This is a genomic window from Methylobacterium guangdongense (assembly GCF_038442355.1).
Classification (GTDB): domain Bacteria; phylum Pseudomonadota; class Alphaproteobacteria; order Rhizobiales; family Beijerinckiaceae; genus Methylobacterium; species Methylobacterium guangdongense.
This window is the reverse complement of sequence record NZ_JBBXMX010000004.1, coordinates 406,244-423,373: the sequence shown is the minus strand read 5'-3', so window position 1 is coordinate 423,373 and position 17,130 is coordinate 406,244. Positions and strand designations below refer to the sequence as shown.

Sequence of the window (17,130 nt, the reverse complement as noted above, 5' to 3'; positions counted from 1 at the left end):
CATTCAGTCTGCGGGATACCGGTCATGTTCGATGTCACGAAGATGCTGGCTGACGCGCTCGGCGAACATCTCGCGCTTACCTACCAGCGCACCTTCGGCAGTCGCGAGCCAAGGTTTGCCGAGGTGATTGAGGCGTCCGCGCGTCTGACCATCGAGCGCATCGTCGGCAGCGACGCGCTCTACCACGACGGCGACCACACCGCCCTCGTCACCCTCGTGGCTCAGGACATCCTGCGCGGCCGGTTCCTCGACAAGGGCATCACGCCGGAAGATTGGCTGCACATGATCCTGGCCGCCCTGTATCACGACATCGGCTACGTGCGCGGTGTCTGCTCGGGCGACAGGGCGAACGCCTTCGTCATCGACGCGCAGGGCACTACCATCAGTTTGCTACGAGGCGCTTCTGACGCGGCGCTGGCGTCCTACCACATTGAACGTTCGAAGCTGGCGGTGCAGGAGCGCTTCGGCACGAATGACCTCGTCGATGCACAGCGGGTGATGCGCGCCATCGAGTTGACCCGTTTCCCCGTACCCGCGGACGATGAGCACCGGGAAACCGGCACCGAAGCTGGCCTGATGCGCGCGGCCGACCTGATCGGGCAACTCGGCGATCCGCTCTACCCCCGCAAACTGAACGCGCTGTTCCACGAGTTCGCCGAAGTCGGCTTCGACCGCCAGCTTGGCTATGCCGGCCCAGCCGACCTCGCAGAGCGGTACCCGGCATTCTTCTGGGGCAAGATCGAACCGGTCATCGGGGACGCGGTTCGCTTTCTCGACCTAACGGTTGAGGGGCGGAGCTGGGTTGCCAACCTCTACAGTCATGTGTTCGCCATCGAGCATGACCGTCGCCGAATGGGTCCTCACCCCGGCTGAGCTATCAGCGTGCCACTCGCCGATGTCGGCCTTAGCGATGATAACGCGCATCGAGTTTCACCCTCGCGCGCGCGAGACGCCACTTTGTCCCATTACGTCCGCGCAAGCCGTGGTAGCTATGTGGTAGCTAAAGCGCCGGTTGGTGCTTCGTCTATGCTGGTAAGTCGTTAAAGTAATTGGTGAGCGCGCTGGGACTCGAACCCAGGACCTACAGATTAAAAGTCCGTTGCTCTACCAGCTGAGCTACGCGCTCGCGTCCCGGGAGCACCTGAGGCGGGTCGCCGGGGACGGCGCGTCCGCAATAGGTGAGGCGAACCGGGGGGTCAACACGCGGGCAGTGAACAACGCTCAGCCGTTGCCGGCACGCGCCCGCTCGACGATCTCCCGCGCCTCGTCGAACGCAGCATCGGCGTTGAGGTCCGTCGTGTCGAGCCGGACCGCATCGTCGGCCATGCGCAGGGGCGCGGCAGCCCGGGAAGAGTCGCGGGCGTCGCGGGCCTCGATGTCCGCCAGGATGGTCGCGAAACTCGCATCTTCGCCGCGACCGGCCAGCTCCCGATGCCGGCGGCGCGCCCGCTCCTCCGAAGACGCCGTGATGAACAGCTTCACCTCGGCCTCCGGACAGACCACCGTGCCGATGTCGCGCCCGTCGAGGACTGCGCCCTGCGGGGCGGCGGCAAAGCGCCGTTGCCACAGGAGCAGGCCAGCGCGGACCTCCGGCACGGCGGAGATCCGCGAGGCCGCCTCGCCCATGGCGCGGTCGCGCAGCCGCGGATCGTCGAGCTTGACCGGATCGAGCGCCTGCGCGGCCTTGGCCGCGGCCCCGCGATCGTCGAGCGACAGCCCGGCATCGATCAACGCCAGGGCGACGGCGCGATAGAGCAGCCCGGTGTCGAGATGCGGCAGGCCGTAATGATCGGCCAGGCGCTTGGCGAGCGTGCCCTTGCCCGAGGCGGCCGGGCCGTCGATCGCGATGACGAGCGGCATCGGCGTCACCCTCCAATTCGGCCGCCGAGGGCCCGCATGGTCGGCAGGAACGTCGGGAAGCTCGTGGCGATCATCGCCCCGTCATCCACCGTCACGGGCTCGCGCGTGGCGAGGCCCATCACGAGGAACGCCATGGCGATGCGATGGTCGAGATGGGTCGCCACCGTGCCGCCTCCGCGGGCGGCCGTCCCGTCGCCCTCAACCACCAAGTCGTCGCCCTCGACCCTGTGGCGGACGCCGTTGGCCGCGAGACCCGCCGCCACGGCGGCGAGGCGGTCGGATTCCTTCACGCGCAGCTCGTGCAAGCCGTTCATCCGCGTCTGTCCCTCGGCGAAGCTCGCCGCCACCGCCAGCACGGGGTATTCGTCGATCATCGCGGGCGCCCGCTCGGCCGGGACGTCGACGCCCGTGAGGCGGCTCGCGCGCACCCGGAGATCCGCCACGGTCTCGCCGCCCTCGTCGCGCTCGGCGATGCGCTCGATCTGCGCGCCCATTTCCAGCAGGGTGGTGATGAGGCCGGTGCGGAGCGGGTTCATCATCACGCTCTCGATCACCACGTCGGAGCCCGGCACGATCAGCGCCGCCACAAGCGGGAACGCCGCCGAGGACGGATCGGCCGGCACCACGACGTCGGTCCCACGCAGGGTGGGCTGGCCGGTGAGCGCGACGCGGCGGCCGTGGCCTCCGGGTCCGTGCGGCACAACCTCGACCGCGGCGCCGAACAGGCGCAGCATCCGCTCGGTATGGTCGCGGGTCGCGGCGGCCTCGATCACCGTCGTGGTCCCGGGCGCATTGAGGCCGGCGAGCAGCACCGCCGACTTGATCTGCGCCGAGGCGGCCGGTGTCTCGTAGGTGATCGGGATCGCCTCCCTCGGGCCCCGCAGGGTCAAAGGCACGCGCCCGCCCTCGGCCTCCGACAGGACCTGCGTGCCCATGCGGGTGAGCGGATCGAGAATGCGGCGCATCGGACGGGAGCGCAGGGAGGCGTCGCCGTCGAAGGTGGCGGTCACGGGCTGGCCGCCGACGACACCCATCATCAGCCGGGAGCCGGTTCCGGCATTGCCGAAATCGAGGATCTCCGCGGGATCGCCGAGGCCGCCGATGCCGACGCCCCGCACCCGCCAGCGCCCTGCATCGAGGCGCTCGACATGAGCCCCCAGGGCCTTGGCGGCCGCGGCGGTGCGCAACACATCATCACCCTCGAGGAGGCCTTCGACTTGGGTCTCGCCCTCGCTGAGGAGGCCGAGGATCATCGCCCGATGGGAGATCGACTTGTCGCCGGGCGGGCGCAGACGCCCCCGCAGCGGGGTGCCCGGCGTTGCGGTGAGGGGTTCGGGAGGCGAATCGTGCGACACGGGACGTCCGTCGGGCTCGAAGGTGGGCCGGGATCCGGCGCGTCGCGCAGCCTCGCCGCGCCGCTGCAATCGGACCGTGAAATCGCGGTGCGGTTAACACGCGCACCGACGGACGTCATCCGTGGCATTCCCGAACGCAGGTGCCCATCGGATCCCCGGGGGCGTTGTGCCCGGGACGCGGTGTGCCGGGTTCGATTGACAGAGCCGGCGCCCACGACTAACGGGGCCGCTCCCCCGAGACAGTAGTAGACGACGAGGTGTCCCCCCGTGGCCCGACCGGAACTTGGCTTGAAGCGCCAGTGCATGAGCTGCGGCGCGAAGTTCTACGACCTCGCCCGCGACCCGGCCGTCTGCCCGAAATGCGGGGCGGTCTATCAGGCGGTCGCCACATCGAGCCGCGCGGCGCCTCCGGCGCTGTCGCGGGCGGCGACCACCAACGACGATGAGGACGACACGGACGAGAAGGGGCCGGAGCTGGTCTCCCTCGACGAGGTCGAGGCCGCCGAGGACGAGGCGGATCCCACACCCGACGACGAGACCGTCGAGGACGGGGATTCGACCGAGGACGATACCTTCCTCGAGGAGGAGGATGCCGGCGACGACGATGTCTCCGACCTGATCGATGGCGATATCGAGAACGACGAGGAGAGCTGAGGCGGTCTTCGCCTCAACCTTCCAGGGCCCCTGACGAGCGTGAAAAAAGGGGTTGAGTCCGCGGTGCGAGCCGCCTATAGAACCGGCCTCGCCGGACGCAAGCCGGACGGCGAGGACCCGCGGCACCCAAACCGCGGTCGATGCTAAAGTGGGGCCTTAGCTCAGCTGGGAGAGCGCTTCCATGGCATGGAAGAGGTCATCGGTTCGATCCCGTTAGGCTCCACCATCCTACTCTCGCGTGATGCGGCTCCGTCCTGGACGTAGACCGCGCTAAAAATTGGGGCCTTAGCTCAGCTGGGAGAGCGCTTCCATGGCATGGAAGAGGTCATCGGTTCGATCCCGTTAGGCTCCACCATTCTCCCTCGCGCGACGCGACCGATCGCCCGCGCTTGAGGCTGACGACTCCCGAACGCATTCGATCAGACCTTGCACCGCGCGGTATCGTTGTGTCGCGATGGTGCGGGATGGATCACCGGGTCAGGTGCCCGAGCGGCAGCGCCGTCGTGTACTTCACCTGACCCAGGGCGAAGCTCGAGCGGATGTTGGCCACCCCGGGAATGCGGGTGAGGTGGTCGAGCACGAGCTTCTGGTACTGGACCAGATCCTCTACCACCACCCGCAGCATGTAGTCGGCCTCACCGCTCATCAGGTAGCACTCCATCACTTCCGGGCGGCTGCGCACCGCCTCGTCGAAGGCCTGGAGCGCAGCCTGGGTCTGCTTCTCCAGCGAGACGTGCACGAAGACGTTGACCGCGAGCCCCAGGCTCAGCGGATCGACCACCGCCACACAGCCGCGGATCACACCCGCCGCCTTCAGCTCGTTGACGCGCCGCCAGCACGGGGATGTCGAGAGGCCGACCTGCTCGGCGAGATCCGCGATGCTGATCTCGCTGTCCTGCTGAAGGCGTTCGAGGATGCGCAGGGAGGCGGCATCCAGGGGGACGGGACGGGGAGCCATGCTTACGCTCTCGTGTTCGGCGCCGGCCGATCGGGCCCGCTTCGAGCGGTGGCGCGCAGCGTTCTCTTCCCTCGAAACTGAAATGGCAACGGTCGAATCGACCTGTTTTGGGGACGTTCTAGGGCAAATCAGCCGACAACATCGCTGAGACGGCAAATCTTCGGCATTTTCAGCCGCCCCCGCCCGGATATGATCGGGGCAAACAGGGAGGCCGCGCCGATGAACGCCATACCGCCGAAAGCCACCATCGCGCGGTCCGCCGAGGTCGATCACGACCCGGCCGAGACCCAGGACTGGCTGGCCGCGCTGGACTCGCTGTACCGCACCGAGGGCGCGGCCCGCGCCCGGTTCATCCTCGACAGGCTGGAGCGCCGCTCGAAGGAGATCGGCATCCTCGACGAGGCCCTGCCGTACTCGCCCTATCGCAACACGATCCCCCTGGAGAAGCAGCCGCGCTATCCCGGCGACCTCGACATTGAGGAGCGGCTCACCTCGATCATGCGCTGGAACGCGCTCGCCATGGTGGTGCGCGCCAACATGGCGTACGGCGAACTGGGTGGCCACGTGGCGAGCTACGCCTCGGCGGCCGAGCTGTTCGAGGTCGGCTTCAACCACTTCTTTAAGGGCGGCGTCGACGGGGATCTCGTCTACTTCCAGCCGCACTCGGCGCCGGGCGTCTACGCCAGGGCGTTCCTCGACGGGCGCCTTTCGGAGGAGCAGCTCAAGCATTACCGCCAGGAGATCGCGGGCGACGGCCTGTGCTCCTATCCGCATCCCTGGCTGATGCCGGATTTCTGGCAGGTCCCCACCGGGTCGATGGGCATCGGCCCGATCCACGCGGTCTATCAGGCGCGGTTCATGCGCTACCTCGGCCATCGCGGGCTCGCCGACACCGCAGGGCGGCACGTCTGGGGCGTGTTCGGCGACGGCGAGATGGACGAGCCGGAATCGATCGGCGGCCTCGCGCTCGCCGCACGCGAGAAGCTCGACAACCTGACCTTCGTCATCAACTGCAACCTGCAGCGGCTCGACGGGCCGGTGCGCGGCAACGGCCAGATCATCCAGGAGCTGGAGAGCCTGTTCCGGGGCGCGGGCTGGAACGTCATCAAGGTGCTGTGGGGCTCGGAGTGGGACGGGATCTTCGCCCGCGACACCAACCATGCCCTGCTGCGTCGCTTCGCCGAGACGGTGGACGGCAAATACCAGACGCTCGGCGCCAAGGACGGCGCCTACAACCTCGCGCACTTCTTCGGCGAGGATCCGGAGGTGCGCGAGCTCGTCGCCCACATGTCGGATGCCGACGTCGATCGCCTGAAGCGCGGCGGCCACGATTTCCGGAAGCTGCACGCCGCCTTCGCGGCCGCCAAGGCCACCAAGGGGCGGCCGACCGTGATCCTGGCCAAGACCAAGAAGGGCTACGGCATGGGCGGCGCGGGTGAGTCGCGCATGACCGCCCACCAGGCCAAGAAGCTCGACGTGGACGCGCTGCGCGCCTTCCGCGACCGCTTCGCCCTGCCGCTCACCGATGCGCAGGTGGAGGGGCTCGCCTTCTACAAGCCGGCCGAGGACGGCGCCGAGATGCGCTACTTGCGCGAGCGCCGGGAGAGCCTGGGCGGCATGCTGCCGGCCCGCCGCCGCACGGCTCCGACCGTCACGGTCCCGCCGCTCTCGACCTATGCGGGCTTCGCGTTGGAGGCGGGCGGCAAGGAAATGTCGACCACCACCGCGGTGGTGCGCCTGTTCGGCAACCTGCTGAAGCACAAGGATCTGGGCCCGCGCGTCGTGCCGATCGTCGCCGACGAGGCGCGGACCTTCGGCATGGCCAACCTGTTCCGGCAGGTCGGGATCTACGCGCCGGACGGGCAGCTCTACGAGCCGGAGGATGCCGGCTCGATGCTCTACTACCGCGAGGCCCGGGACGGGCAGCTTCTGGAAGAGGGCATCACGGAGGCCGGGGCGATCTCGTCCTGGACCGCGGCGGCGACGGCCTACAGCGTCCACGGCCTGTCGATGCTGCCGTTCTACATCTACTACTCGATGTTCGGCTTCCAGCGGGTCGGCGACCTGATCTGGGCGGCGGCGGATCAGCGGGCGCGCGGCTTCCTGATCGGTGCCACGGCGGGCCGGACGACGCTCGGCGGCGAGGGTCTGCAGCACCAGGACGGGTCGAGCCACCTCGCGGCGGCCGCGATCCCGAATTGCCGGGCCTACGATCCGGCGTTTGCTTACGAGATGGCGGTGATCGTCGACCGGGGCGCCCGGGGGATGATGGAGGAGGGCGAGGACGTCTTCTACTACCTCACCGCCATGAACGAGAACTACGCCCAGCCCTCCATGCCGGAGGGCGCCGAGGCGGGTATTCTCAAGGGGATGTACCGCCTGTCGGGTCCGGAGACTGGCGCGGGCGCGGTGCGCCTGCTCGGCTCGGGCGCCATCCTGCCGGAGGTGATCGCGGCGGCGGAGCTGCTGGCCCAGGATTGGGGCCTCAGTGCCGAGGTGTTCAGCGTCACGAGCTTCAGCGAGCTGGCGCGCGATGCCCGTGAGGCCGAACGCCGGGCGATGCTGGATCCGGAGGCCGAGGCGCCGGTCAGCCACGTGGCGGCGCTGCTGCCGGGCACGGCACCTGTCGTGGCGGCGAGCGACTACATCCGCGCCTACCCGCAATTGATCGCCTCCTATGTCGGCGCGCGCTTCGTCGCGCTCGGCACCGACGGGTTCGGCCGCAGCGATACCCGCAGCGCGCTGCGCCGCTTCTTCGAGGTGGACCGCCAGCACGTGACGATCGCCGCCCTCCATGCGCTCGCCGAAGCCGGCACCGTGCCCCGCGCCACGGTTGCAGAGGCGCTCCGCCGGTATGGCATCACGGCGGACGCGCCGGCCCCCTGGACCGTCTGAAGTGAGGAACACGCACATCCCATCCTCGGCCTCATCCTGAGGTGCCCGCGTCAGCGGGCCTCGAAGGAGCCCTCCCGTGGCCGCTGCGATCCCTGGAGCCCTCCTTCGAGGCCTCCGCTCCAGCACCTCAGGATGAGGTCGTGGATGGGATGTCCGGAGAGTCGCCAGTCCGCTGCTTGCACGCGGACGGCCCAAGCCACTGCCTTCCCAAATCGGAACCCCACCCGCATGAGCGCCGCGCTGCAGATCGCCCTCCCGGATATCGGCGACTACCGGGACGTGCCGGTCATCGAGCTTCTGGTGAAGCCGGGCGACCGCCTCGCGGTGGACGACCTGATCCTCAGCATCGAATCCGACAAGGCGACCATGGAGGTCCCCTCCCCGGTCGCCGGTACGGTGCGCGAGCTGTTGGTCTCGGTGGGCTCGAAGGTCTCGGAGGGGACGCCGATCCTGATGGTGGAACCCGCGGAAGGTGGCGCGGAGCCGGCACCAGCCTCCCCTCCCCCCTCTGCGGGGGAGGGTGGCCCTCGCGTCAGCGAGGGTCGGGAGAGGGGAACGACGATTCAGGACGAATCTTCGGCCTCCATGAAGACTACGCCCCCTTCGGAAGCCGGGCTCCCCTCTCCCGACCCGCTTCGCGGGCCACCCTCCCCCGCAGAGGGGGGAGGGAATGGTGCGCACCCGGTTCCGCCGCTCCCGGCATCGACCGGCGACGTACACGCCAGCCCGTCCGTGCGTCAGCTCGCCCGGGAACTCGGCGTGGCCCTCGACCGCGTGCCGGCGACCGGGCCCAAGGGCCGGATCCTGCGGGACGACATCCACGCCTTCGTCAAGGCCGCGCTCACCGCCCAGGCCGCACCGCCGAACGCCCCCGCGTCCGGCATCGGCGCCGGCCTGCCGCCCTGGCCCGTGGTGGATTTCGCCAAATACGGCCCGGTCCGGCGCGAGCCCCTGTCGCGGATCCAGACGCTGTCGGGCGCCAATCTCAGCCGCAACTGGCTGACGATCCCCCACGTCACGAATTTCGACCGGGCCGACGTCACGGAGATCGAGTCGTTCCGCACGGGCCTCAACACGGACACACGCACGCCGCCCGCCAAGGTCACCATGGTGGCGTTCCTGATCAAGGCCGCGGCCTCGGCGCTGCGGGCCTATCCGCGCTTCAACGCCTCGCTTGAAGGCAGCGACCTCGTCCTGAAGGACTACGTCCATGTCGGCTTCGCGGTCGATACGCCGAAGGGCCTGATGGTGCCGGTGGTGCGCGACTGCGACCGCAAGGGGATCATCGCGATCGCCACCGAGATGGCCGCCCTGGCCGAGAAGGCCCGGGCCGGCACCCTACCGGGGGGCGACATGCAGGGCGGCTGCTTCTCGGTCTCGTCGCTCGGTGGCATCGGCGGCGACGGCTTCACGCCGATCATCAACGCCCCCGAGGTGGCGATCCTCGGCGCGGCTCGCTCGCACATGGAGGCGGTCTGGGACGGCCAGGCTTTCCAGCCGCGCCTGATCCTGCCCTTGAGCCTGTCCTGGGACCACCGCGTGGTCGACGGCGTCGCCGCCGCCCGCTTTCTCGGACACGTGGCCGCGGTCCTGTCGGACCTGCGCCGCGCCCTCCTGTGACGGACCTCGCCATGCCCGAGATCCACGAGATCCGCGTCCCCGACCTGGGGGATTACGCCGACGTGCCGGTGATCGAGATTCCGGTGAAACCCGGCGAGACGATCGCCCGCGACCAGACGCTGCTGATCGTCGAATCCGACAAGGCGACCCTGGACATCCCATCCCCGGTGACCGGACGGCTCGTGGAGATGCTGGTCGGCCTCGGCGACACGGTCTCGGCCGGGACGCTGGTCGCCCGCCTCGCCGCGAGCGCCGATGCGGCGCAGCCCGCGCCGGCACCCGTCGTGCCCGCGCACATCGAACACACGGACGCGGATTGCGACGTGCTGGTGATCGGTGGCGGCCCCGGCGGCTATTCGGCCGCCTTCCGGGCCGCCGATCTCGGGCAGCGGGTAATCCTGGTGGAGCGCGACGCGACGCTGGGCGGCGTGTGCCTGAACGTCGGCTGCATCCCGTCCAAGGCGCTGCTGCACGTGGCGTCCGTCACCGAGGAGGCCCAGCGCCTCGCCGCCCACGGCATCAGCTTCGGCGCACCCGCGATCGATCTCGACAAGCTGCGGCGCTTCAAGGCCGGCACCGTCCGCCGCCTCACCGACGGGCTCACCCAGATGGCGCGGCAGCGGAAGGTCACGGTGATCCGCGGGACAGCGCGCTTCAGCGGGGCAAATGCCGTCACGGTTGCCCTGCACGCGGGCGGCGAGCAGGGCGTCAACTTCCGGAGCGCCATCGTGGCGGCCGGTTCGTCGCCGGTCGCCCTGCCGATGCTGCCGGAGGATCCGCGGATCGTGAACTCCACCGGCGCGCTGGAGCTGCCCTCGGTGCCGCGCCGACTGCTGGTGATCGGAGGCGGCATCATCGGCTTGGAGATGGCCACCGTCTACAGCGCGCTCGGCGCCCGGGTCGACGTCGTCGAGCGGCTGCCGAACCTGCTGGAGGGCGTGGATCGCGACCTCGTGGCGATCTGGACCAAGCGCAACGCCCACCGCTTCGACCGACTGCTGACCGGCGCCGAGGTGGTCTCCGCCACGGCCGGCGCCGAGGGCATCGCCGTCACCCTGGCGGGCGAGACGCAGGCCACGACCTACGACCTCGTGCTCCAGGCGGCCGGCCGCCGGCCGAACGGCGCGGCCCTGGGTCTTGAGGCGGCGGGCGTGACGGTGGAGGGTGGGTTCGTGCCGGTCGACGCCCAAATGCGGACGACCATGCCGCACATCCTCGCCATCGGCGACCTCGTGGGGCAGCCGATGCTCGCCCACAAGGCGGTTCACCAGGGCCATGTGGCAGCCGAAGTCGCCGCCGGCCACCGGGCGGGGTTCGACGCCGCGGTGATCCCGTCCGTGGCCTATACCGACCCGGAGATTGCCTGGGCCGGCCTCACAGAGACTGCCGCGAAGGCGGCGGGGCGGGCCGTCGAGGTGGCGCGCTTCCCCTGGGCCGCCTCGGGCCGGGCCATCGCCAACGGCGCGGATTACGGCCTGACCAAGCTGCTGTTCGAGCCCGGGACCAAGCGCGTGGTCGGCGGCGCCATCGTAGGCCCGAGCGCGGGCGACCTGATCGGCGAGGTCGTGCTCGCCATCGAGATGGGGGCGGACGCCGTCGATATCGGCCGGACGATCCATCCGCATCCGACGCTTGGCGAGACTGTGGGTCTCGCCGCGGAAGCCGCCCTGGGCCTATGCACGGACCTGCCGCCGGTGGCGCATCGCTAGCGCCTCCGCCGATGCGCCCGCCGGGGTGGACTCGGGATCGTCTCGGGCGTTAACCGCTCGCAGCAGACGGGGCGTTCCTCAGGAGTCGACGTGTGGCAAGGTCGGTGTTCGACGGGCGATCGTCCCGGCAGCCTGTCGGCCTCCTCCTCGCCGCGTTGTTCACGCTGCCGGTGAGCCATCCGGGCCCGGCCAACGCGGAGGCCCCGGCCGCCATCGGCGGGGTCTCCGATTCGCAGGCGCTCGTCTCGGCGTTGCGCGCGCGCATCCTCGCCTCCGACAGCGCGACGCTCGCCTTGGAGAGCTGGTGCGCCGAGCACGGCCTGGCTGCCGATCCGCACCTCGTGGCCCAGCGCCTTCCGGGTCCGGACAAACCGCTCACCGCCGCACAGCGCGCCCGGTTGGCCATCGGCCCCGACGAGCCGGTACGCTATCGGCGGGTACGCCTCGTCTGCGGCGATCACGTCATGTCGGAAGCGGACAATTGGTACGTGCCGGCCCGGCTGACGCCCGAGATGAACGCGGTGCTGGATGGGACCCGCACCCCGTTCGGCCGGGTCGTGCGCCCGCTCGCCCCGGTGCGCCGAACCGTGGAGGTTCGCGCATCCGCCCCGCATGCGACGCCGCATTCGGATGATCCCCTGTTCGAGGTCGATGCGGTGCTCACGACGGGGGCCGGTCAGCCCTTCTGCGAGGTCGTCGAGACCTATCTCGGCACCGCTCTACCATCTGCATCCCGCTGACAAGACGCCGACGGCGTCCACGCGCCGGCCGGGACGCGCGCTCGCGTCGTCCCACCGCAGACGGTAACGGAGCTTTCCGGCCGCCTCATCCGCGCGGCAAGGATCATCAGGAGGCAAACGATGCATTGGTGGCTAGGCCGTACCGCGCTGATGGCGCTGGCGCTGGGTGCAGCTGCCGGCCCCGCCCGGGCAGCCGATCCGGCCGGTCTCTGGCTCACGGAGACCGGCAGTTCGCGCATCCGCATCGCGCCCTGCGGTGGCGGCTATTGCGGAACGATCGTCAGCGCCCCCGGCAAGGGACTGGATGTGAAGAACCCCGATCCGGCCCTGCGCAACCGCAGCGTCGTCGGCGTGCAGATCCTCGACGCCCGGAACCCGGATGGATCAGGCTTCTCGGGTTCGCTGTACAACCCGAATGACGGCAAGACCTACTCGGGCTCGCTGCGCCTGACGGGTGCCAACACCCTTGAGGTTTCGGGCTGCGTGATGAGCGTCTTCTGCAAGCGGCAGAGCTGGACGCGGGTACACTGAGCGCGGAACGGTCTACGTCCGAGCCGCGTCCGTTGTGCTGATAGCCCTGTGCTGCGGCGCAACATCGCAGGATCGATTGTGCGCTACCTAAGTTGCCAGGGTCTGACAGCAACAGGAACCGCCATGACCCGGACCCTCCTCGCCACCGTTCTTGCCGTCGCCATCGTGGGACCGGCCGCCGCGCAGATCGTCGAGACCCCGACCGGTGCCCCCGTCCCGCCCGGCGCACCGGGCGTCGTCAGCACGCAGTCCGACACCACCGGAAGCGTCCCGTCGGTCACCTATTCCCCGACCGGCCGGCCTGCCGACACCATCACGTCGGATTCGGCGGCGGGCGGCAATGCGAATCAGCCGTCGCGGGTTGCGCCGCAGGGCGGTGCGGGCGGCGGCGGCAAGTAACCAGCCTCAGTCTCCCGACACGCAGGATCGACGCGGCCGCACCGGAGACGGTGCGGCCTTCTTCATTCAGGCCGCCTCGGTGAGGGCCTGCTCGACGGCATCGAGGGCGGCGACCGCACCGGCCCCGTTCGGGCCGCCAGCCTGTGCCATGTCGCGGCGGCCGCCACCGCCCTTGCCGCCGAGCGCGCCGGCACCGGCCCGGACCAGCCCGACCGCATCGTAGCGCTCCGTCAGGTCGTCGGTGACGCCGACCACCAGACCGGCCTTCCCGTCTGGGCCGACGCCGACCACCGCCACGATCCCGGAGCCGAGGCGCTTCTTCTCCTCGTCGACGATCGGCTTGAGGTCGCGCATGTCGAGGCCCTCGACCACCGAACGGCGGAACGCCACGCCGCCGATCTCGGTCTGCTGCGCGCCCGTCCCCGGGCCGCCCTCGCCGCCCATCGCGAGCTTACGCCGGGTCTCGGCCAGCTCGCGTTCCAGACGTCGCCGCTCCTCCATGAGGGCCGTCAACCGGTCCGGCGCCTCGGTGACCGGCGCCTTGAGGATGCCCGCCAGCGCCGCCAGCGTCCGGGCCTCCGCGGCGCGGTGATGCCGGGCCGCGTCTGCCGTCAGCGCCTCGATCCTTCGGACGCCCGCACCGACCGCGCTCTCGCCCACGATGGTGATGGCCCCGATATCGCCGGTGCGCCCCGCATGGGTGCCGCCGCAGAGTTCGATGGAGAAGTTCTTCGGTCGTCCCTGTTCGGCCGCCGCATCGACCGGCAACCCCATCGAGACGACCCGTACCTCCTCGCCGTATTTCTCGCCGAACAGCGCCCGGGCGCCCGACGCGATCGCGTCGTCCACCGCCATGAGCTTGGTCACGACTGGCGCATTCTGGAGCAGCACCGCGTTGGCGATATCCTCGACCCGGGCGAGTTCATCGGCTTCGATCGGCTTCGGGTGGCTGATGTCGAAGCGCAGCCGCTCGGGGCTGACCAGGGAGCCCTTCTGCGCGACGTGGTCGCCCAGGACCTGTCGGAGCGCCTCGTGCAGCAGGTGGGTCGCCGAGTGGTTGGCCCGGATCGCCTTCCGGCGGGCGTGATCGACCTTCAGCTCGACCGGCTGGTCCAGGCTCACCGTCCCTTCCTCCACGGTGACGTGGTGGACGAAGACATCGCCGAGCTTCTTCTGGGTGTCGGTAACCCGCGCGCGGACGCCCGGGGCCACGATCAGCCCGGTATCGCCGACCTGCCCGCCCGACTCGCCGTAGAATGGCGTCTGGTTGACGACGACGAGGCCGGTCTGGCCCGCCTCCAGCGTCTGAACCTCGGCGCCGTCACGGAGCAGCGCGGTGACGATGCCCTCAGCGGTCTCGGTCTCGTAGCCCAGGAACTCGGTTGCGCCGACGCGCTCGCGCAGCCCGAACCACACTGTCTCGGTCGCAGCCTCGCCCGAGCCTTTCCAGGCCTCGCGCGCCGCCTGCTTCTGGCGCTGCATCGCGGCGGTGAACGCCTCCGTGTCGACGCCGATGCCGCGGGCCTTCAGCGCGTCCTGGGTCAGGTCGAGGGGGAATCCATAGGTGTCATAAAGGGTGAAGGCGGTCTCGCCGGAGAGCTTGTCGCCTTCCCTCAGTTCCCGGCTCTCGGCGTCGAGGATCGACAGGCCGCGCTCCAGGGTGCGCCGGAACCGGGTCTCCTCCAGCTTCAAGGTCTCGGCGATCAGGCTCTCGGCCCGCATCAGCTCGGGATAGGCCTGGCCCATCTCGCGCACGAGCGTCGGGACGAGGCGGAACATCGTGGGCTCGCGTGCGCCCAGGATCTCGGCGTGACGCATGGCGCGGCGCATGATCCGGCGCAGCACGTAGCCCCGGCCCTCGTTGCCCGGCAGCACGCCGTCGGCCACCAGGAAGGACGCGGCGCGCAGATGGTCGGCGATCACCCGGTAGGAGGCGAGGGTCGCCGGATCCGGCGCCCGCGAGACCGCGTGGGCCACGGCGTCGATCAGCGCCCGGAACAGGTCCGTGTCGTAATTCGAATGGACGCCCTGGAGGATCGCCGCCATGCGCTCCAGGCCCATGCCGGTGTCGATCGACGGCCGCGGCAGCGGGTTCCGGACGCCCGGCTCCAGCTGCTCGTACTGCATGAACACGAGGTTCCAGAATTCGAGGAACCGATCGCCGTCCTCGTCCGGCGAGCCGGGCGGGCCACCCTGCAACGCCGGCCCCTGATCGATGAAGATCTCAGAGCACGGACCGCAGGGACCGGTATCGCCCATCTGCCAGAAATTGTCGGAGGTCCCGATACGGATGATCTTTTCGTCCGGCAGGCCCGCGATCCTCTTCCAGAGACCGGCGGCCTCGTCGTCATCCGCGTAGACGGTGACCAGAAGCTTGTCCGGCTTCAGGCCGAACTCCTTCGTGATCAGCGTCCAGGCCAGCTCGATCGCGCGATCCTTGAAATAGTCTCCGAACGAGAAGTTACCGAGCATCTCGAAGAACGTGTGGTGACGCGCGGTATAGCCGACATTGTCGAGGTCGTTGTGCTTGCCGCCCGCCCGCACGCATTTCTGCGCCGTGGTCGCCCGGTCGTAGGCGCGCTTCTCGACGCCGGTGAAGACGTTCTTGAACTGCACCATGCCGGCGTTGGTGAACATCAGCGTCGGATCGTTCTTCGGCACGAGGCTCGAAGAGGGCACGACCTCGTGCCCCGCCTTCGCGAAGTAGTCGAGGAAGGTCGACCGGATCTCGTTGACGCCGCTCATCGGGGCTGACTCTGGCAGGAATACGGGGCCGGGTGTCGCTCACCTTCGAGCGCCACCCGCATGGCGCCCTCTTAGAGCCGTTCCGGACCGGGTTGCAATCGGTGCGGAGACCCGCGCCGGGGCAATCGCTTCAGCGTGGGACACGCGCTGTCTGTGAAGGCGCACGGTCATCACCGCCTCGCCTCGCCCCTGGTTCGATGGCCATGTCGTCCGGGCTATCAGTCCGGATTGCTACAGCATCACGTCAGCTCGTCCCGAAAGGCTCGCGCGTCGTGTCAAACCGCCGGTCGATCCGAGGTGAGATCGTCCTCGGCAGCCTTGATCGATCGCAGACATCAAGTAGACAGAAGCCCGAGCGGCACCAACATCGTGTCACCACCACCATACGATGGGATCGATCACGTGCATTCCTCATCAATGGAGAATATGCTCCGCTGCATAGATTGGTACATCGATTCAATACATGCAGATGTGGTCGATCTTAGTGCGATGAATGTCAACGGTTCCTACCGCGATCTTCTTCCCGAGGGCGTCCGATACACCGGCGTCGATCTTGCCCCGGGACCGGGCGTCGATGTCGTGCTGGAGGATGCCTATTCTTTCCCCTTCGACGACAATTCCATCGACCTTGTGATGTCGGGACAGATGCTTGAGCATTGCGGCCAGTTCTGGCGCATCTTTCAGGAAGTCGAGAGGATACTTCGGCCCGGCGGACTTGCTTTCATGATCGCGCCGTCCGCCGGACCGGTCCATCGCTACCCCGTCGACTGCTATCGCTTCTATCCCGATTCCTACCAAGCCATCGCGGACTGGGCACGGCTGCGCCTCGTCCACAGCTGGACCGACGAACGCGGCCCGTGGCGGGACATCGTCGGCGTCTTCCAGAAGGGCGGCGACCTGCAAGCCGTGACGGGTCCTCGCCCGATGAGGATCGCGGCGAACGCGCGGATCACACCCCATGCCGATCCCGCGGTCGAGCGCCGGCAAGGCGCGCGCCCCTACCGCGCGGTGCTGCGTGATCTGCATGCGTTGATCCAGCCGGACCTGTATCTCGAGATCGGCGTGAGGCGGGGCCACAGCCTAGACCTCGCCGCCGGCTGCGCCATCGCCATAGATCCGGATCCCCACGAAGACTTCGTCGTGAAAAGGGACGATGTCCGGTTCTTTCGATGTTCCAGCGACGACGGTTTCTACTTTCACGGCGCTACGGCGTTCCGCTCCCCGGTCCAGCTCGCCTTCATCGACGGGATGCACTGGGCGGAATATGTTCTGCGCGACATTATGAACGTCGAACGTGTGATGGCGCCCGACGGCGTCATCGTCGTCGACGATGTCCTGCCCAACCATCCTGTGCAGGCCCGACGGGAACGCCAATCCCAAGTCTGGACCGGGGACGTCTGGCGCGCCGTCGCATTGCTGGCGAGCGTCCGGCCAGATCTGCATCTCACGTGGCTGAATACCGAGCCGACCGGTCTGCTGCTGATCTCGGGGCTCAACCCGCACGATCGTCGGCTCTGGGACGATTACAATTCGCTCGCCCGATCGCTCGCGGACCGGCAGGGCGACGTCCCACCGATCGAGATCCTCGAACGTCGCAGGGCGGTCGAGCCGACGATCGAGGCGATCGAGGCGGCGATCGGCCGATGACCTCCGGGAACCCGCCG

13 protein-coding genes and 3 tRNA genes are annotated in these 17,130 nt (G+C 69.1%); 11 read left to right on the top strand and 5 right to left on the bottom strand.

Annotated elements, in window-relative coordinates; translation table 11 throughout:
* Positions 1–24: 24 nt before the first annotated feature.
* Entirely contained in the window at positions 25–873 is an 849-nt protein-coding gene (locus AAHG09_RS11800) for a metal-dependent phosphohydrolase (RefSeq protein WP_342107410.1), read from the top strand.
* 177 nt (positions 874–1,050) lie between these two features.
* Here the strand turns inward: AAHG09_RS11800 and AAHG09_RS11795 are convergent.
* The 3 genes from AAHG09_RS11795 to aroA form a co-directional block, all read right to left on the bottom strand.
* A tRNA-Lys gene (locus AAHG09_RS11795) sits at positions 1,051–1,126 on the bottom strand.
* 95 nt (positions 1,127–1,221) lie between these two features.
* Entirely contained in the window at positions 1,222–1,860 is a 639-nt protein-coding gene (cmk, locus tag AAHG09_RS11790) for a (d)CMP kinase (RefSeq protein WP_342107364.1), read from the bottom strand.
* A 5-nt stretch (positions 1,861–1,865) separates the two neighbouring features.
* Complete coding sequence (gene aroA, locus AAHG09_RS11785) at positions 1,866–3,215, bottom strand: 3-phosphoshikimate 1-carboxyvinyltransferase (protein WP_342107363.1); 1,350 nt, start codon at positions 3,213–3,215, stop codon at positions 1,866–1,868.
* Between the two features lie 267 nt (positions 3,216–3,482).
* Here aroA and AAHG09_RS11780 point away from each other — a divergent pair, with 267 nt between their 5' ends.
* The 3 genes from AAHG09_RS11780 to AAHG09_RS11770 all read left to right on the top strand — a co-directional run bounded on the left by AAHG09_RS11780 (position 3,483) and on the right by AAHG09_RS11770 (position 4,224).
* The gene (locus AAHG09_RS11780) at positions 3,483–3,869 is read left to right on the top strand and encodes a TIGR02300 family protein (RefSeq protein ID WP_342107362.1); all 387 of its coding nucleotides are present in this window, start codon (positions 3,483–3,485) and stop codon (positions 3,867–3,869) included.
* Positions 3,870–4,019: 150 nt separating this feature from the next.
* Positions 4,020–4,095 (top strand) — tRNA-Ala (locus AAHG09_RS11775).
* Between the two features lie 53 nt (positions 4,096–4,148).
* Positions 4,149–4,224, top strand: a tRNA-Ala gene (locus AAHG09_RS11770).
* Positions 4,225–4,338: 114 nt separating this feature from the next.
* Here the strand turns inward: AAHG09_RS11770 and AAHG09_RS11765 are convergent.
* On the bottom strand, positions 4,339–4,827 hold the full coding sequence (locus AAHG09_RS11765) for an Lrp/AsnC family transcriptional regulator (RefSeq protein ID WP_342107360.1): 489 nt from the start codon (positions 4,825–4,827) through the stop codon (positions 4,339–4,341).
* 219 nt (positions 4,828–5,046) lie between these two features.
* Between AAHG09_RS11765 and mdeB the strand changes: the two genes are divergently transcribed.
* The 6 genes from mdeB to AAHG09_RS11735 all read left to right on the top strand — a co-directional run bounded on the left by mdeB (position 5,047) and on the right by AAHG09_RS11735 (position 12,721).
* On the top strand, positions 5,047–7,722 hold the full coding sequence (gene mdeB / locus AAHG09_RS11760) for an alpha-ketoglutarate dehydrogenase (RefSeq protein WP_342107358.1): 2,676 nt from the start codon (positions 5,047–5,049) through the stop codon (positions 7,720–7,722).
* A 228-nt stretch (positions 7,723–7,950) separates the two neighbouring features.
* Positions 7,951–9,342, top strand: coding sequence for a 2-oxo acid dehydrogenase subunit E2 (locus AAHG09_RS11755; RefSeq protein WP_342107357.1), 1,392 nt, complete (start codon positions 7,951–7,953; stop codon positions 9,340–9,342).
* An 11-nt stretch (positions 9,343–9,353) separates the two neighbouring features.
* The gene (lpdA, locus tag AAHG09_RS11750; RefSeq protein WP_342107355.1) at positions 9,354–11,051 is read left to right on the top strand and encodes a dihydrolipoyl dehydrogenase; all 1,698 of its coding nucleotides are present in this window, start codon (positions 9,354–9,356) and stop codon (positions 11,049–11,051) included.
* A 92-nt stretch (positions 11,052–11,143) separates the two neighbouring features.
* The gene (locus AAHG09_RS11745) at positions 11,144–11,791 is read left to right on the top strand and encodes a hypothetical protein (RefSeq protein ID WP_342107353.1); all 648 of its coding nucleotides are present in this window, start codon (positions 11,144–11,146) and stop codon (positions 11,789–11,791) included.
* A 120-nt stretch (positions 11,792–11,911) separates the two neighbouring features.
* On the top strand, positions 11,912–12,322 hold the full coding sequence (locus tag AAHG09_RS11740) for a DUF2147 domain-containing protein (protein ID WP_342107350.1): 411 nt from the start codon (positions 11,912–11,914) through the stop codon (positions 12,320–12,322).
* Positions 12,323–12,445: 123 nt separating this feature from the next.
* The gene (locus AAHG09_RS11735) at positions 12,446–12,721 is read left to right on the top strand and encodes a hypothetical protein (protein WP_342107349.1); all 276 of its coding nucleotides are present in this window, start codon (positions 12,446–12,448) and stop codon (positions 12,719–12,721) included.
* A gap of 66 nt (positions 12,722–12,787) precedes the next feature.
* On the opposite strand, the gene alaS is transcribed toward AAHG09_RS11735, so the two are convergent.
* Positions 12,788–15,466: an alanine--tRNA ligase gene (gene alaS, locus AAHG09_RS11730; protein ID WP_342107348.1), complete on the bottom strand. Its 2,679-nt coding sequence runs from the start codon at positions 15,464–15,466 to the stop codon at positions 12,788–12,790.
* 489 nt (positions 15,467–15,955) lie between these two features.
* Between alaS and AAHG09_RS11725 the strand changes: the two genes are divergently transcribed.
* A complete protein-coding gene (locus AAHG09_RS11725) occupies positions 15,956–17,113 on the top strand; it encodes a methyltransferase domain-containing protein (RefSeq protein WP_342107347.1) in 1,158 nt (385 codons plus the stop codon).
* Positions 17,114–17,130 lie beyond the last annotated feature (17 nt).

Coding starts and splice junctions, on each gene's coding strand:
- AAHG09_RS11800 (WP_342107410.1), top strand. CDS start 25: ATGTTCGATGTCACGAAGATGCTGGCTGACGCGCTCGGCGAACATCTC.
- cmk (WP_342107364.1), bottom strand. CDS start 1,860: ATGCCGCTCGTCATCGCGATCGACGGCCCGGCCGCCTCGGGCAAGGGC.
- AAHG09_RS11765 (WP_342107360.1), bottom strand. CDS start 4,827: ATGGCTCCCCGTCCCGTCCCCCTGGATGCCGCCTCCCTGCGCATCCTC.
- mdeB (WP_342107358.1), top strand. CDS start 5,047: ATGAACGCCATACCGCCGAAAGCCACCATCGCGCGGTCCGCCGAGGTC.
- AAHG09_RS11755 (WP_342107357.1), top strand. CDS start 7,951: ATGAGCGCCGCGCTGCAGATCGCCCTCCCGGATATCGGCGACTACCGG.
- lpdA (WP_342107355.1), top strand. CDS start 9,354: ATGCCCGAGATCCACGAGATCCGCGTCCCCGACCTGGGGGATTACGCC.
- AAHG09_RS11740 (WP_342107350.1), top strand. CDS start 11,912: ATGCATTGGTGGCTAGGCCGTACCGCGCTGATGGCGCTGGCGCTGGGT.
- AAHG09_RS11735 (WP_342107349.1), top strand. CDS start 12,446: ATGACCCGGACCCTCCTCGCCACCGTTCTTGCCGTCGCCATCGTGGGA.
- alaS (WP_342107348.1), bottom strand. CDS start 15,466: ATGAGCGGCGTCAACGAGATCCGGTCGACCTTCCTCGACTACTTCGCG.
- AAHG09_RS11725 (WP_342107347.1), top strand. CDS start 15,956: ATGAATGTCAACGGTTCCTACCGCGATCTTCTTCCCGAGGGCGTCCGA.